This is a genomic window from Citrobacter braakii (assembly GCF_002075345.1).
Classification (GTDB): domain Bacteria; phylum Pseudomonadota; class Gammaproteobacteria; order Enterobacterales; family Enterobacteriaceae; genus Citrobacter; species Citrobacter braakii.
The window spans coordinates 262,607-277,231 of sequence record NZ_NAEW01000007.1; the positions used below are offsets into that span (position 1 = coordinate 262,607).

Below are 14,625 nucleotides of genomic sequence, written 5' to 3' on the forward strand. Positions count from 1 at the left end.
GACTGCATACCTTTATACCTGTTATACCAGATCAAATAAGCAGCAATACAATACAGAACGCTTATAGTGCGATCTGCCTCACTAAACGATCGTCAGGATCGCGATTACTTACGCAATTTTTTACTTTTGCTGAAGGCGTGCCAGGTAGCGGAAACGCTGTTGAGATGTTCTTGCAGTGCGCGGTCAGCTTCCTCAGGGTCGCGCTGACGAATCGCGTCCACAATAGCGATATGCTGCTGATAACTCACGTTATTGTGCTCATACAACTCTTGGTCGGCCACGGTCGGACGGGCGGCAATTAGCCAGTCTAACAGCGCAACATGGATAGCCATAAAGATGGGATTGCCCGGGATCTCCGCCAGTATGCGATGAAAATCAACGTCCGAGCGAATGAACAGCGTATTGTCATCGAGCGACTGGCTGTTGATCTCCAGTGCTTTCGCCAGTCTGTCGATTTGCTCATCCGTCGCATGTTCTGCGGCGTATCGTACCAGGCTGGATTCAAAGAACAGTCGCAGCTGTTCGAAGTGGGCAATGCCGCCGGGATGCGCGAGGAAATCTTTCGCCATACCGGACAGCTCGCTGATAATGGTATCAGCTGAAGGACGCGAAACGCGGGCGCGCTCGCCATTGTTGATTTGCACCAGACCTTTGCGTTTTAACGCTGCCAGCGCTTCTCGTACAGAAGGACGGCCCACGTTAAAGAAGGCCATCAGCTCCCGCTCAGACGGCAACTGTTCGCCCTCGCCAAATTCCCGACGACGAATCATCTGCTCCAGTTCTTCTTCAACCATTTCAGACAGCTTTTTACGCGCCAGCGGGCGGTTGCGTAAGCTACGGCCAATGGTGGATGGAGAGTCTTCAGCTTGCGAATCAAATGCGTTCATAGGGCCCATTCAGCTAAGTCGTGGTGACAAATAACAGCGGGTTTATCCTAACACAGGATCGAAAGCAGGGTGAAATGATGGTCAATCAGACTGTCGGGCTTATTGGCGGTCTAACCCATCCGGATATTTTGTTACGCTAAAACATTCAGCTTATCTTTAATTGAAAACAATCATATTCGCTTCGTGAAATTTATGAACATGAACGTGATAAATTATCATAACCATCTATTTTATAACGATAAATAATTTAAACATCGAATTAAAAATAAGATATTCACTCCATAAAAATCGCCCGAAAAAATATAACATCCGTTTGGACAACAGCGTTATTACCGGATTTATCTTCTTCTCTGGCATGGAGTGAAACAATGTTCGGCATCATTATCTCTGTCATCGTTTTATTAACGATGGGTTACCTGATCCTCAAAAACTACAAACCGCAGGTAGTGCTGGCAGCCGCGGGGATCTTCCTGATGATCTGCGGCGTCTGGCTAGGCTACGGCGCGCTGGTCGCTGACGACAAGAGCAGCGGCTATCTACTGGTCGATATTTACAACGAAATTCTGCGTATGCTTTCCAATCGGGCGGCCGGACTAGGGTTATCAATCATGGCGGTAGGTGGTTATGCCCGTTATATGGACAGGATGGGGGCCAGCAGAGCGATGGTTAGCCTGTTAAGCCGCCCGCTTAAGCTAATCCGCTCACCCTATGTTGTTCTTGCCGCCACCTATGTGATTGGTCAGATCATGGCGCAGTTCATCACCAGCGCTTCCGGGTTAGGCATGCTGCTGATGGTGACGCTCTTCCCGACGCTGGTCAGTCTTGGCGTGAGCCGTTTATCCGCAGTGGCGGTCATTGCCACTTCAATGTCAATTGAATGGGGCATTCTGGAAACCAACTCTATTTTTGCCGCGCAGGTGGCGGGCATGAAAATCGCTACCTACTTCTTTCACTATCAGTTACCCGTCGCATCGTGCGTTATCGTCGCCGTCGCTATTGCACATTTTTTCGTTCAGCGGCAGTTTGATAAAAAAGCATTCCCGGAAAGCAACGGATTCGCTGAACAAAAGACGCTGGAAAACGTGCCACCTCTCTATTACGCCATTCTACCCGTCATGCCGTTGCTTCTGATGTTGGGCTCGCTTGCCCTGGCGCATATGGGGTTAATGAAAACAGAGCTGAATCTGGTGGTGGTCATGCTGATGAGCATGACGCTGACGATGTTTGTCGAGTTCCTGCATAAACATAATCTGCGCGAAACGATGGATGACGTGCAGGCCTTCTTTGACGGCATGGGAACCCAGTTTGCCAACGTTGTCACGCTGGTGGTCGCCGGTGAGATCTTTGCGAAAGGGTTGACGACTATCGGGACTGTCGACGCTGTAATAAAAGGTGCAGAGCATTCCGGCCTTGGCGGTATCGGCGTGATGATCATCATGGCCGTGGTCATTGCCGCCTGTGCGATTGTCATGGGGTCAGGTAACGCGCCGTTTATGTCTTTTGCCAGCCTGATTCCAGATATTGCCGCCGGACTACATATTCCTGCGGTAGTGATGATTATGCCGATGCATTTTGCTACTACGCTGGCCCGGGCGGTATCCCCCATTACAGCGGTCATTGTGGTGACATCAGGTATTGCGGGCGTATCGCCCTTTGAAGTGGTAAAACGTACGGCCATCCCGATGGCGGTGGGATTTGTGGTCAATATGATAGTCACCATCACGCTGTTTTACTGATCCCGAAGGCAGAAAACAGAACAGGCCCCAAAGGGCCTGTTTTTTATTTCACTACGCGTAGCGCTGGACGCCCACCGCGAGGCGGCGGCGGAGTGTCATCCGGATCGTTGTCGTCGCCATTGTCAGGCTTATCGCCATCAATGACCGACATGACCGTTTCACTTTCAAAACCAGTTGCGTCGTTGTCGTCATCATTTAAGCTGGCGACATCTTCGTCGTAGGCGGCTTCCGGCTCGAACATAGTACCGGCGCCATTTTCACGAGCATAAATTGCCAGAACTGCCGCCAGCGGTACAGAAACCTGACGCGGCACACCACCGAAGCGCGCGTTAAAGCGCACTTCATCGTTAGCCAGTTCCAGGTTACCCACCGCACGCGGTGCGATATTCAGAACAATTTGCCCATCACGCGCATATTCCATAGGAACCTGCACGTCCTGAAGCGTCACATCCACCACCAGGTGCGGCGTAAGCTGGTTGTCTAACAACCACTCATAGAATGCGCGCAGCAGATACGGACGGCGTGGTGTTAGCTGTGGCAAATCCATACAGGTTAACCCCGGCCCAGACGCATTTCACGTTCAGGCTCAGTCAGAGAAGCCAGGAAAGAATCACGTTCAAAGACGCGAGTCATGTACCCTTTCAGTTCTTTCGAACCTGCACCGTTGAATTCAATGCCCAGCTGCGGTAAACGCCACAGCAGCGGCGCCAGGTAGCAGTCTACCAGGCTGAACTCATCGCTCAGGAAGTAAGGTTTCTGGCCAAATACCGGTGCAATTGCCAGCAGTTCTTCGCGCAGACGCTTACGCGCGACTTCGGCTTCAGAAGCAGAACCGTTCACGATGACGTTCATCAGCGTGTACCAGTCTTTTTCAATACGCTGCATGTACAGGCGGCTTTCACCACGCGCAACCGGGTAAACCGGCATCAGCGGCGGATGCGGGAAGCGCTCATCCAGGTATTCCATAATGATGCGAGATTCCCACAGGGTCAGCTCACGATCCACCAGTGTCGGTACGCTCTGATTCGGGTTGAGGTCGATCAGATCCTGCGGTGGATTGTCCTTCTCCACATGCTCAATCTCGAAACTAACACCTTTCTCAGCCAGCACAATGCGGACCTGATGGCTATAGATGTCAGTAGGACCAGAAAACAGCGTCATTACCGAACGTTTGTTGGCAGCGACAGCCATGAAAACCTCCAGGTATATTCAGAATTTTTACTGCTACCAGCCACTAAGTGGCCAGCCAGAAGTGATGTCACCCATATTCGGGAAAGCCATTACTGTTCAAAATACAAACAAAAAATGAACGATACCGGACATTTGGGCAGAAAATTGGATGATAGTTTACCAGATTTTGTGACCTTTGTGGTGAGTCGATTCTTGAAATGGGGAAAAAGAGGTGGCAATCAGCGGATTACCGTGGTTATACGGAGAGCAGTAACGATAAAAAAACCCGCCGAAGCGGGTTTTTTCGCAAATTGTTGTCTGCCGAAGCAGAGTACAATTAACGTTTGGAGAACTGAGGACGACGACGTGCTTTACGCAGACCGACTTTCTTACGTTCAACCTGACGAGCATCACGGGTAACGAAGCCAGCTTTACGCAGTTCGCCACGCAGGGATTCGTCGTACTCCATCAGAGCGCGGGTGATACCGTGACGGATCGCACCAGCCTGACCAGAGATACCACCACCTTTAACAGTGATGTACAGATCCAGTTTCTCAACCATGTCGACCAGTTCCAGCGGCTGACGAACTACCATGCGGGCAGTTTCACGACCGAAGTACTGTTCCAGAGAACGTTGGTTGATTACGATTTTACCACTGCCCGGTTTGATGAAAACGCGAGCTGCGGAACTTTTGCGGCGACCAGTGCCGTAGTATTGATTTTCAGCCATTGCCTATAATCCCGATTAGATGTCAAGAACTTGCGGTTGCTGTGCCGCGTGGTTGTGCTCGTTGCCAGCGTAAACTTTCAGTTTACGGAACATAGCACGACCCAGCGGGCCTTTTGGCAGCATGCCTTTAACCGCGATTTCAAGCACACGCTCAGGACGGCGAGCAATCATCTCTTCAAAGGTCGCTTGTTTGATACCGCCGATGTGACCGGTGTGGTGATAGTACACTTTGTCAGTACGCTTGTTGCCAGTTACAGCAACTTTGTCAGCGTTCAGAACGATGATGTAATCACCGGTATCTACGTGCGGAGTATATTCCGCTTTGTGCTTACCGCGCAGGCGCAGAGCCAGTTCGGAAGCCAGACGGCCCAGAGTTTTACCGGTCGCGTCAACAACATACCAGTCGCGTTTTACGGTTTCTGGTTTAGCTGTAAAAGTTTTCATTAAAAGCTTACCCAAATAAATAAGTTACACGTTGGTGAACACCCAAACGTTTTGTCAGTTGAGGTTCACACGACATTGTCCAGCAAACCTACCCCTTCGAATAGCCTATGCCGGCGCATAGAAAGTTTTGGGAAAAAAACTCTCTCGTAACGTGGGGTCGCAAGATTATAGAGAAGTCAGGGTCAAAGATCGACCCCTTTATGTGATTTGCGGCAGGTTTAACCGGCTAAATGTTCCCGCTTCAGATACTCTTCGCTTTGCATCTCCTGCAAACGCGACAAACAACGCTGAAATTCAAACTTCAGACGCTCGCCCTGATAAATTTCATAAAGTGGTGAGGCCGCACTGACCACTAGCTTAACGTGGCGTTCGTAGAACTCATCCACCAGTGCGATAAAACGCCGCGCTTCGCTCTCCATCAGAGTCGTCATGACCGGCACATCAGACAACAGCACCGTATGAAAAAGACGCGATAGCGCAATGTAGTCATGCTGACTACGCGCATCGACACAGAGCGTGGTGAACGACACCGCCAGCGTTTGGTTTTCGACGGCCAGCGTCTGCATCGGACGATGATTGATCTCCAGCGTCGGAGCGTGTTCACCTTTCGTTCCCGCTAATGCCAGCCAGAGCTTGTCCATCTGCTGGCGGGTTTCCTCATTCAGTGGCGACAACCACAAATGCGCCTGCGTTAAGGTGCGCAGACGATAATCGACGCCAGCATCGACATTCATGATGTCACAATGCTGTTTGATGGCATCAATGGCAGGAAGAAAACGCGTGCGTTGCAAACCGTTGCGATACAGCTCATCAGGCGGAATATTGGAGGTTGCCACCAGCGTAATACCACGGGCAAACAGCGCCTTCATCAGACCGCCGAGCAGCATGGCGTCGGTGATGTCAGAAACAAAAAATTCGTCAAAGCACAGCACGTCCGTTTCAGCCTTAAAGCGGTCGGCAATGATTTCCAGCGGATCACTCTGCCCCTGCAGGGCCGTAAGCTCTTCATGGACACGCAGCATAAAACGGTGAAAGTGCAAACGCTGTTTACGCCCGCCCGGCAGGCTATGGAAGAACAGATCCATCAGCCACGTTTTTCCTCGCCCGACTCCGCCCCACATATACAGACCACGCACTGGCGCGTTGGTCGGTGACTCACGCTTTCCCAGCAATTTGCCAAAACGCGCCATCAGTCCGCTCTCCTGCGGCGCAGGACGTGCTGGCGTCGAAAGCGCCTGGAAAATTGTTTCCAGTCGATTCACTGCTTCTTGTTGTACGTTGTCGGGCTGATGACTGCCGTCTTTGAGGGCTTGCTGGTAACGCGATGTCGGGGAAAGGCTTTGCATGATGTTATTGTTATTCCTTGAGAATCGATGTGCCGTCGCTCACGGTTGACGAAAAAAAGGCCGTTCTACATTACGTGATATAAACACGGGATTCCACTTCTACGGGATTAGCGGTTATAGTGGCATAATCAGGCGCAGGCATGGAGCCTAAAGCCAACACCCTACGGAAACACAAGACAACGGGAGATGTTCATGACCTGGGAATATGCGCTAATTGGGTTAGTCGTCGGTATCATTATTGGTGCTGTAGCCATGCGTTTTGGTAATCGTAAATTACGCCAACAGCAGGCATTGCAGTACGAACTGGAAAAAAATAAAGCTGAGCTGGAAGAGTACCGCGAAGAGCTGGTGAGCCACTTTGCCCGCAGCGCTGAACTGCTGGATAACATGGCGGACGATTATCGTCAGATCTACCAGCATATGGCGAAAAGCTCCAGCAACCTGCTGCCGGGTATGTCACCGGAAAATAATCCGTTCCGTAATCGTCTGGCAGAATCCGAAGCGGGTAACGATCAGGCGCCGGTTCAGATGCCGCGTGACTATTCTGAAGGCGCATCTGGCCTGCTGCGTAGTGGCGCAAAGCGCGACTAACTGCACATCGTTAAAAAATTTATTGGGCGCAGCAATTGCGCCCTCCGCTTCTCTTCCTGTCCCAGCTATTATTTAGTCGTTAGCCTCATTGTGACCAAACCGAAAATTCAATAACATCAAACTGTTTTGAATCATCTTCCGTTTACTCAAGGTACGAGAGCAGGATCCATGAAAAAACAAACCCAGCTGTTGAGTGCATTAGCGTTAAGTGTCGGGTTAACTCTCTCGGCGCCATTCCCAGCCGCAGCGTCGATTCCCGGCCAGGTTCCCGGCCAGGCTGCGCTCCCCAGCCTCGCACCGATGCTGGAGAAAGTGTTACCTGCCGTGGTGAGCGTAAGGGTCGAAGGCACCGCCGCTCAGGGGCAGAAAGTCCCGGAAGAGTTCAAAAAGTTTTTTGGTGATGAACTTCCCGATCAACCTGCACAACCTTTTGAAGGGCTGGGTTCCGGGGTCATCATTGATGCCGCCAAAGGCTACGTCCTGACCAATAATCACGTCATCAATCAGGCGCAAAAAATCAGCGTCCAGCTTAACGATGGCCGTGAGTTCGACGCTAAGCTTATCGGCAGCGACGACCAGAGCGATATCGCTCTGCTGCAAATTCAACACCCCAGCAACCTGACGCAAATTGCCATTGCCGACTCCGACAAACTCCGCGTCGGTGATTTCGCGGTGGCCGTGGGTAACCCGTTTGGTTTGGGGCAAACGGCCACCTCCGGCATCGTATCGGCTTTGGGTCGCAGCGGGTTGAACCTGGAAGGTCTGGAAAACTTTATTCAGACCGATGCCTCCATCAACCGGGGTAACTCCGGCGGCGCGTTGCTAAACCTCAATGGTGAGCTGATTGGCATTAACACCGCGATTCTGGCCCCCGGCGGCGGTAGCATCGGTATTGGTTTTGCGATCCCGAGCAATATGGCACGCACGCTGGCGCAGCAACTGATGCAGTTTGGTGAAATCAAACGTGGTCTGCTGGGAATTAAAGGCACCGAAATGACCGCCGATATCGCCAAAGCGTTCAAACTGGACGTGCAGCGCGGCGCGTTTGTCAGCGAGGTTCTGCCTAACTCTGGCTCCGCAAAAGCAGGTGTGAAGTCTGGTGACGTCATTACCAGCCTCAACGGCAAACCGCTCAACAGCTTCGCCGAACTGCGTTCACGCATAGCGACAACCGAACCAGGGACCAAAGTCAAACTGGGCCTGCTGCGTAACGGTAAACCGCTGGAGGTTGAAGTAACCCTGGATACCAGTACATCATCGTCCGCCAGCGCGGAGATGATTGCTCCTGCGTTGCAAGGGGCTACGCTCAGTGACGGTCAGCTTAAAGACGGCACCAAAGGCATCAAAATTGATAACGTTGAAAAAAGTAGCCCAGCCGCGCAGGCCGGTCTGCATAAAGATGACGTTATCATTGGCGTTAACCGCGATCGTGTAAACTCGATCGCCGAAATGCGTAAAGTGCTGGAAACGAAACCGTCGATCATCGCTCTGCAGGTAGTTCGTGGTAACGAGAGTATTTACCTGCTCCTGCGTTAACGCATGCAACCGGACATCAGCCTCCCGTGTGATGTCCGGTAAACTCGTGATATGCTGCTGCCGTTCCCTTTATTAATGACGCCGCCATCATGTTTGTGAAGCTTTTACGTTCGGTCGCGATTGGTTTAATCGTCGGCGCTATTCTGCTGGCCGCGATGCCCTCTCTGCGAAAAATAAATACGCTTACCGCGCCACAGTTCGACAGTGCAGATGAAACGCCCGCCAGCTATAACCCGGCGGTTCGCCGTGCAGCGCCTGCCGTCGTTAACGTTTATAACCGTAGTATGAACAGCACAGCACATAACCAGCTTGAGATCCGCACACTCGGCTCAGGCGTTATCATGGATCAGCGCGGCTATATCATTACCAATAAGCACGTCATTAATGATGCCGACCAAATCATCGTCGCGTTGCAGGATGGGCGTGTATTCGAAGCGCTGCTAGTGGGTTCTGATACGTTAACCGATCTTGCGGTGCTGAAAATCAACGCGACTGGCGGACTGCCGACAATTCCAATTAATAACAAACGCGTGCCGCACATCGGCGATGTCGTCCTCGCCATTGGTAACCCGTACAACCTTGGGCAAACCATCACTCAGGGGATTATCAGCGCCACCGGTCGTATTGGCCTGAACCCGACTGGACGGCAAAACTTCCTGCAAACGGATGCCTCCATCAACCACGGCAACTCCGGCGGCGCGTTGGTCAACTCGCTGGGCGAGTTAATGGGTATTAACACGCTGTCATTTGATAAGAGCAACGATGGCGAAACCCCGGAAGGGATCGGCTTTGCTATTCCGTTTCAGTTGGCAACCAAAATCATGGATAAGCTGATTCGTGACGGGCGCGTGATTCGTGGCTACATCGGCATCAGCGGTCGCGAAATTGCGCCACTGCACGCCCAGGGCGGCGGGATGGATCAAATTCAGGGGATTGTAGTTAACGAAGTAGCCCCAGACGGTCCGGCAGCACAGGCTGGAATTCAGGTTAACGATCTGATTATTTCGGTCAATAACAAACCGGCGGTATCTGCGCTGGAGACCATGGACCAGGTGGCAGAGATTCGCCCTGGTTCGGTTATCTCTGTTGTCGTGATGCGTGATGACAAGCAGTTGACGCTGCAGGTAACGATTCAGGAATACCCGGCTACAAACTAAATCACAAACGAAATGATGTAAAAAAACCGGAGATAGCTCCGGTTTTTTTATGCGTCAAATTCGCGATATTTGTAGGACGGATAAAGCCTTAAACACCGCCATCCGGCCTACATAAAGGCGTTATTTAACGAACTCTTCACCCAGGGTGATATCTTTCTTCAGCGTATCCAGCATACCTTCCAGCGAGCTCTGCTCAAATGCGCTCAGCTTGCCGATAGACTGGCGTTCTTCTACGCCGTTTTTACCCAACAGCAGCGGCTGAGAGAAGAAGCGAGCATACTGGCCGTCGCCTTCAACGTAAGCACATTCGACCACGCCTTTTTCGCCGCTCAGCGCGCGAACCAGTGACAGGCCGAAACGTGCTGCAGCCTGACCCATAGACAGAGTTGCAGATCCGCCACCGGCTTTAGCTTCCACAACTTCTGTACCCGCATTCTGGATACGTTTGGTCAGGTCAGCCGCTTCTTGCTCAGTGAAGCTCACGCCAGGGATTTGTGACAGCAGCGGGAGAATGGTCACGCCAGAGTGGCCGCCAATAACCGGGACTTCAACGTCACCAGGCTGCTTGCCTTTCAGTTCCGCAACAAAGGTGTTGGAGCGGATGATGTCCAGCGTGGTCACGCCAAACAGTTTGTTCTTATCGTATACGCCTGCTTTTTTCAGCACTTCTGCAGCGATAGCAACGGTCGTGTTCACCGGGTTGGTGATAATACCGATACATGCTTTCGGGCAGGTTTTAGCAACCTGCTGCACCAGGTTCTTCACGATACCGGCGTTAACGTTGAACAGGTCGGAACGATCCATACCCGGTTTACGTGCGACACCCGCAGAGATCAGTACCACATCAGCACCTTCCAGTGCAGGGGTAGCGTCTTCGCCGCTGAAGCCTTTGATTTTCACAGCAGTAGGGATATGGCTCAAATCAACGGCCACGCCAGGCGTTACTGGAGCGATGTCGTACAGGGAGAGTTCTGAACCTGAAGGCAGTTGGGTTTTTAACAGTAATGCTAGCGCCTGACCGATACCACCAGCAGCGCCGAGGACTGCAACTTTCATCCTAAACTCCTTATTATATTGATAAGCAAAGTGTCTATTGCTCCGCGGCGGCGACCTTAATTCACAAATCCAACGAATACAACAACCACGCGTCAAGAATGCGTAGTCACGCAAATTTGGCTTTTATGCATTTAACTTACGTAAAATAAAACCTAAGTTACGTAATTCAAAACCACCCGCACAGTAGAGCAACTTTCCAACAGGTGCTGACAATATACCCTACCCACCTCTCAAAACAACATCAATTTGATAACATTTAATTTACTTTTAACCTTATTTGCGAGCCGTGACACAGGCATGTTTCTTGATAACGAAATTTGATAAAATTCCGCTCTTTCATAACATTATTTCAGCCTTGAACAAGGCAGACTGTTTGCATAAAAATTCATCTGTATGCACAATAATGTTGTTTCTACCGCCATATTACGGGTGACTTATGCGAAGCTCGGCAAAACAAGAAGAATTAGTAAAGGCGTTTAAAGCGCTGCTTAAAGAAGAAAAGTTCAGCTCTCAGGGCGAAATCGTCCTCGCGTTGCAGGATCAGGGCTTTGATAATATCAATCAGTCCAAGGTTTCTCGCATGCTGACCAAGTTCGGCGCCGTGCGTACCCGCAATGCGAAAATGGAAATGGTGTACTGCCTGCCGGCAGAGTTAGGGGTACCTACAACATCCAGTCCACTGAAAAATCTGGTATTGGATATCGATTACAACGATGCAGTTGTGGTTATTCATACCAGCCCTGGCGCTGCTCAGTTGATTGCACGTCTGCTGGACTCATTAGGTAAAGCGGAAGGTATTCTGGGTACAATTGCCGGTGACGATACCATCTTCACCACCCCAGCTAAGGGTTTTACGGTAAAAGATTTGTACGAAGCCATTCTGGAACTGTTTGAACAAGAGCTGTAATACTTCCTCCCCGTCGCCTCGCGGCGGGGAAAAACCTCTATATCCACCCTCCTCCCTCTATTATCCACTGCCATTGATTTAACAAATGGTGCGTTTAACCGTCAAAAGTCATTCACATAGCGAATATGAAGAGTTAAAAACGCACATTTTGCAAAAATTCATATCTCAATGATTTAATTGAATTTATTATAAAATTGATGCTTAAAACCCTATTTTTAATTCCGTTTTGTTATAAAAAATATTTTTCTTAATACTTAATCCGCATAGAAACAATTAGCGTGGTATTAATTTATCGAGTGATTAGTGTATACTTGATTTTGTGATGAGGGTCACGAAACGCAGACCCCAATAAAAGAATTCGACGAGGTAAATATCATGAAAATCAAAACAACTATTGCAACCTTAAGCCTTCTTTCTGTTCTCTCTTTCGGTGCAAGCGCCGCAGTGACTCAGGTGAACTCACAAGAAGCACAGAACCTGCAATCCATGGGCAGCATCTCCGTATCTCAGATCGGTAGCTCACCAATGGACATGCGTCAGGCTATCGCCGCTAAAGCTGAAAAAGCGGGTGCCAGCAGCTATCGCGTCACCGAACTCCGTGAAGGCGCTCACTGGCACGCGACTGCAGAACTCTACAAATAAACCCTCGTCGTCTAGTCCGACGACTTGCCCCCGCCTGCCGGGGGCTTTTTTATGCCTTACATTGAGTGACGAACGTTAAAGCGCAGCTGTCCTTCCAGCTCTTCTTCCGCTTCATCGAACAGTAAAATCAGCGCGCCGTATCGCCTGCGTAACTTGTCCGGCAAATGAACAAATTCAATCTCCAGCGGCAGCGGTAAAACGTCCCCGATAACCACCTCCCACAGAGAATCTAAATCAACCACCTTTTCCCGGGCGAGACCGAACGCGCGCGTAAACTCACGGTAGAAATCCCCCTGGTCTTCTATCTCGTCAAAATCAAATGTATAGATGTTCATCTATAGCCACCATCCCGACGCCAGTCACTCTACAGACCATCAATATGCAGGAACCTCCTGCATTTTCAGGTAAGTATAGCCATAAAAAAACCGACGCTTTTAGCGTCGGTTTCCAACTCTTAATTACTGGTCAGCGCATGCTGGTATTTGTGCAGCATCCCGCTAAGTCGGTTTACCGGCTCGGTCACCTGCGGTGGAGCTTGCCAGATGTTTAATTTCTCCTGATAGATCTCAAGCTCTTCCAGCAGCTGGCTAAAGTAGCGTCGGCGCTTGTCGTCGTTGCCTGCGGAAATCACGTGATCCGCAGTGCGACGAAGCTGGCGATGGAACGCGGATAGATCCTCGTTTACCGGTATCGGCGCATCGCGCAAGCGCTGATGCGCAATGATCATCGTCAGCGCCAGGCGAAACTTCGCCAGGTCGCCGGGAAATTTGTTCATCAGCAAAAACAGCTGCTGATAAAGCGCCGGGAGATGGTTTTCTTTACGACGTACCACGTTGGTGGTCATCGCTGAAACCGCCGCCGAGACAAACTGGTTGAGCAACACGCGACCCGTTCTGTCACGAGAGTTATCGCGCACCAACAAAATGACGATAAATGCCAGCACGCAGCCAACAATTTGCCCCAGCGCACTGTCAAGGAACTGGCTAAAGTGGAAGGTCATCGGGTTATCCAGCACGATGATATTAATAGTGCTGGCCAGCGCCCCCATTGATCCCAGCCGTCGTTTCTGTACCTCTATACCCAGAAAGAACCCCAGCACCGCCAGGCTCAGGCACAGTAACAACATGCTTTGTTGCGTATTGGGGATAATCACCAGGAAATAGAGCGCCCCGAGCGGTAACGCCGCCAACGTACCGTAAATAAAGTCTATTGCCACCATGCGCGGGTTGGGCAAACGCATTGCCAGCGAAGTGACAACCGCAATCATCACCATTGCGCCGCTGCCGGAGGTCCATCCGGTCCACAGCCAGAATAAAGTTCCCAGCACACAAGAAAGCGTGGTGCGCCAGAAGTTGACCATCGCATGATGGCGCTCGGCAGACTCCACCTTCACTACTGGCTCACCTTGCAGGATCTCTTCTTCCGTGGCGCTAATTTTGGTATTACTCACTACACCGCGTTTGAGCAACAGGTAGCGCGTCGCGGCGCCTGCCCAACTATATATCGTGATCGGCGTTTCGCGTTCGCCGGTCCAGGCAATCACCCGCCGCATCCGCTTCAACTGTTTATGAACATCCTGCACCGTTTCAACCGGCATATTGAACAACTCGCGGAAGGTATCAGTGATCAGTTCGGGTCGAGTGTTCTGAATAAGATAGGTTTCGCAGGACTGCGTGATGAGCGTGAGTGACAGCGTGTTCAATGCTTTGAGTCTGCGGTTAGCCCGCCCCCAGCGTGAGGACTCCATATTCAGGTTACTTCGCATGCCTTCCAGTGCCGCCGTACGCCGGACTAAATCGCCCCAGGCTTTGTCCACTTCTTCACTGTCACCATGCTTAATGCACAGCTGCATAAGCTGATACTGCGCCACCAACAGACTGTCCAGTTCGACATCAATCTCCTGTTTCACCGAACGGGGCGAAAAGAGCAGATCGGCCACAATAGCACAGACAATCCCCATCACTATTTCACTACAGCGTTCGAGCGCAAATTGCGGCGTCAGCAGCGGTTCAGCCTGGATGGTAATGACGATGATCAGCGCCGTATAGCCCGAAAGTCCCCAGGCATAGGAGTTTTCGATCTTCACAAGCGACGAGATCCAGGTACAAAAACCGGCCCAGATACAACACACCAGGATCATCAATAACGGGGCGCGGATCATGCTGATGATAATGATCAGTGCAGCAATACAGCCGATAAATGTCCCGACAATACGCAGCATGCCGCGATAGCGTATAGCACCAGAATAGGGCTCTCCGCCAGCGGCAAAGGCCGGGCCAGCCGCCACAATGGCGGCGGTCAGCACCGCCCAGCGCGGGGTCTCAAGTTGGAAGTGAAAGCCAACGAACAGCGCCAGTACAATCGCGCACGCCAGTTTTACCGCAAAGCGGATATGCTGGTTGGCAATAGAGAAAATGCCCATC

General features: G+C 51.1%; 15 protein-coding genes. 6 read left to right on the forward strand and 9 right to left on the reverse strand.

Annotated features, from left to right (window positions below):
• Positions 1-104 precede the first annotated feature (104 nt).
• The gene (gene nanR / locus BZK42_RS17015) at positions 105-896 is read right to left on the reverse strand and encodes a transcriptional regulator NanR (protein ID WP_016154704.1); all 792 of its coding nucleotides are present in this window, start codon (positions 894-896) and stop codon (positions 105-107) included.
• A gap of 359 nt (positions 897-1,255) precedes the next feature.
• Between nanR and dcuC the strand changes: the two genes are divergently transcribed.
• Positions 1,256-2,623 carry an anaerobic C4-dicarboxylate transporter DcuC gene (gene dcuC, locus BZK42_RS17020; protein ID WP_080859555.1) on the forward strand — a complete coding sequence of 456 codons (1,368 nt, stop codon included), beginning with the start codon at positions 1,256-1,258 and terminating at the stop codon, positions 2,621-2,623.
• A gap of 43 nt (positions 2,624-2,666) precedes the next feature.
• On the opposite strand, the gene sspB is transcribed toward dcuC, so the two are convergent.
• The 5 genes from sspB to zapE form a co-directional block, all read right to left on the reverse strand.
• Complete coding sequence (gene sspB / locus BZK42_RS17025; RefSeq protein ID WP_047358534.1) at positions 2,667-3,170, reverse strand: ClpXP protease specificity-enhancing factor; 504 nt, start codon at positions 3,168-3,170, stop codon at positions 2,667-2,669.
• A 5-nt stretch (positions 3,171-3,175) separates the two neighbouring features.
• Positions 3,176-3,814, reverse strand: a complete 639-nt coding sequence (sspA, locus tag BZK42_RS17030; protein WP_003025132.1) for a stringent starvation protein SspA — start codon at positions 3,812-3,814, stop codon at positions 3,176-3,178.
• 316 nt (positions 3,815-4,130) lie between these two features.
• A complete protein-coding gene (rpsI, locus tag BZK42_RS17035) occupies positions 4,131-4,523 on the reverse strand; it encodes a 30S ribosomal protein S9 (protein ID WP_003025138.1) in 393 nt (130 codons plus the stop codon).
• Positions 4,524-4,538: 15 nt separating this feature from the next.
• Positions 4,539-4,967 carry a 50S ribosomal protein L13 gene (gene rplM, locus BZK42_RS17040; RefSeq protein ID WP_003025141.1) on the reverse strand — a complete coding sequence of 143 codons (429 nt, stop codon included), beginning with the start codon at positions 4,965-4,967 and terminating at the stop codon, positions 4,539-4,541.
• 218 nt (positions 4,968-5,185) lie between these two features.
• Positions 5,186-6,313, reverse strand: coding sequence for a cell division protein ZapE (gene zapE, locus BZK42_RS17045; protein WP_053390106.1), 1,128 nt, complete (start codon positions 6,311-6,313; stop codon positions 5,186-5,188).
• Positions 6,314-6,505: 192 nt separating this feature from the next.
• Here zapE and zapG point away from each other — a divergent pair, with 192 nt between their 5' ends.
• The 3 genes from zapG to degS all read left to right on the forward strand — a co-directional run bounded on the left by zapG (position 6,506) and on the right by degS (position 9,597).
• Entirely contained in the window at positions 6,506-6,904 is a 399-nt protein-coding gene (gene zapG, locus BZK42_RS17050) for a Z-ring associated protein ZapG (protein WP_003025147.1), read from the forward strand.
• Positions 6,905-7,072: 168 nt separating this feature from the next.
• On the forward strand, positions 7,073-8,440 hold the full coding sequence (gene degQ, locus BZK42_RS17055) for a serine endoprotease DegQ (RefSeq protein ID WP_046276025.1): 1,368 nt from the start codon (positions 7,073-7,075) through the stop codon (positions 8,438-8,440).
• Between the two features lie 89 nt (positions 8,441-8,529).
• The gene (gene degS, locus BZK42_RS17060; RefSeq protein WP_003025154.1) at positions 8,530-9,597 is read left to right on the forward strand and encodes an outer membrane-stress sensor serine endopeptidase DegS; all 1,068 of its coding nucleotides are present in this window, start codon (positions 8,530-8,532) and stop codon (positions 9,595-9,597) included.
• A 120-nt stretch (positions 9,598-9,717) separates the two neighbouring features.
• Here the strand turns inward: degS and mdh are convergent, their stop codons facing one another.
• The gene (gene mdh / locus BZK42_RS17065; RefSeq protein ID WP_008785953.1) at positions 9,718-10,653 is read right to left on the reverse strand and encodes a malate dehydrogenase; all 936 of its coding nucleotides are present in this window, start codon (positions 10,651-10,653) and stop codon (positions 9,718-9,720) included.
• A gap of 436 nt (positions 10,654-11,089) precedes the next feature.
• On the opposite strand from mdh, the gene argR reads away from it, so the two are divergent.
• Both argR and yhcN read left to right on the forward strand, forming a co-directional pair.
• Positions 11,090-11,560: a transcriptional regulator ArgR gene (gene argR / locus BZK42_RS17075; protein WP_003025162.1), complete on the forward strand. Its 471-nt coding sequence runs from the start codon at positions 11,090-11,092 to the stop codon at positions 11,558-11,560.
• 375 nt (positions 11,561-11,935) lie between these two features.
• Positions 11,936-12,202, forward strand: coding sequence for a peroxide/acid stress response protein YhcN (gene yhcN, locus BZK42_RS17080; protein WP_003025165.1), 267 nt, complete (start codon positions 11,936-11,938; stop codon positions 12,200-12,202).
• Positions 12,203-12,258: 56 nt separating this feature from the next.
• Here yhcN and BZK42_RS17085 read toward each other — a convergent pair whose 3' ends face one another.
• Together BZK42_RS17085 and aaeB are read right to left on the reverse strand one after the other, a co-directional pair.
• On the reverse strand, positions 12,259-12,537 hold the full coding sequence (locus BZK42_RS17085; RefSeq protein WP_016154709.1) for a barstar family protein: 279 nt from the start codon (positions 12,535-12,537) through the stop codon (positions 12,259-12,261).
• A gap of 119 nt (positions 12,538-12,656) precedes the next feature.
• Positions 12,657-14,624 carry a p-hydroxybenzoic acid efflux pump subunit AaeB gene (gene aaeB, locus BZK42_RS17090; protein ID WP_080859557.1) on the reverse strand — a complete coding sequence of 656 codons (1,968 nt, stop codon included), beginning with the start codon at positions 14,622-14,624 and terminating at the stop codon, positions 12,657-12,659.
• Position 14,625: the final 1 nt, after the last annotated feature.

Bases quoted from the DNA above. Each gene is read 5' to 3' on its own strand.
- rplM (WP_003025141.1), bottom strand. From the start codon at position 4,967: ATGAAAACTTTTACAGCTAAACCAGAAACCGTAAAACGCGACTGGTAT.
- argR (WP_003025162.1), top strand. From the start codon at position 11,090: ATGCGAAGCTCGGCAAAACAAGAAGAATTAGTAAAGGCGTTTAAAGCG.
- mdh (WP_008785953.1), bottom strand. From the start codon at position 10,653: ATGAAAGTTGCAGTCCTCGGCGCTGCTGGTGGTATCGGTCAGGCGCTA.
- degQ (WP_046276025.1), top strand. From the start codon at position 7,073: ATGAAAAAACAAACCCAGCTGTTGAGTGCATTAGCGTTAAGTGTCGGG.
- sspA (WP_003025132.1), bottom strand. From the start codon at position 3,814: ATGGCTGTCGCTGCCAACAAACGTTCGGTAATGACGCTGTTTTCTGGT.
- nanR (WP_016154704.1), bottom strand. From the start codon at position 896: ATGGGCCCTATGAACGCATTTGATTCGCAAGCTGAAGACTCTCCATCC.
- dcuC (WP_080859555.1), top strand. From the start codon at position 1,256: ATGTTCGGCATCATTATCTCTGTCATCGTTTTATTAACGATGGGTTAC.
- rpsI (WP_003025138.1), bottom strand. From the start codon at position 4,523: ATGGCTGAAAATCAATACTACGGCACTGGTCGCCGCAAAAGTTCCGCA.
- sspB (WP_047358534.1), bottom strand. From the start codon at position 3,170: ATGGATTTGCCACAGCTAACACCACGCCGTCCGTATCTGCTGCGCGCA.
- degS (WP_003025154.1), top strand. From the start codon at position 8,530: ATGTTTGTGAAGCTTTTACGTTCGGTCGCGATTGGTTTAATCGTCGGC.
- yhcN (WP_003025165.1), top strand. From the start codon at position 11,936: ATGAAAATCAAAACAACTATTGCAACCTTAAGCCTTCTTTCTGTTCTC.
- zapG (WP_003025147.1), top strand. From the start codon at position 6,506: ATGACCTGGGAATATGCGCTAATTGGGTTAGTCGTCGGTATCATTATT.
- zapE (WP_053390106.1), bottom strand. From the start codon at position 6,313: ATGCAAAGCCTTTCCCCGACATCGCGTTACCAGCAAGCCCTCAAAGAC.
- aaeB (WP_080859557.1), bottom strand. From the start codon at position 14,624: ATGGGCATTTTCTCTATTGCCAACCAGCATATCCGCTTTGCGGTAAAA.
- BZK42_RS17085 (WP_016154709.1), bottom strand. From the start codon at position 12,537: ATGAACATCTATACATTTGATTTTGACGAGATAGAAGACCAGGGGGAT.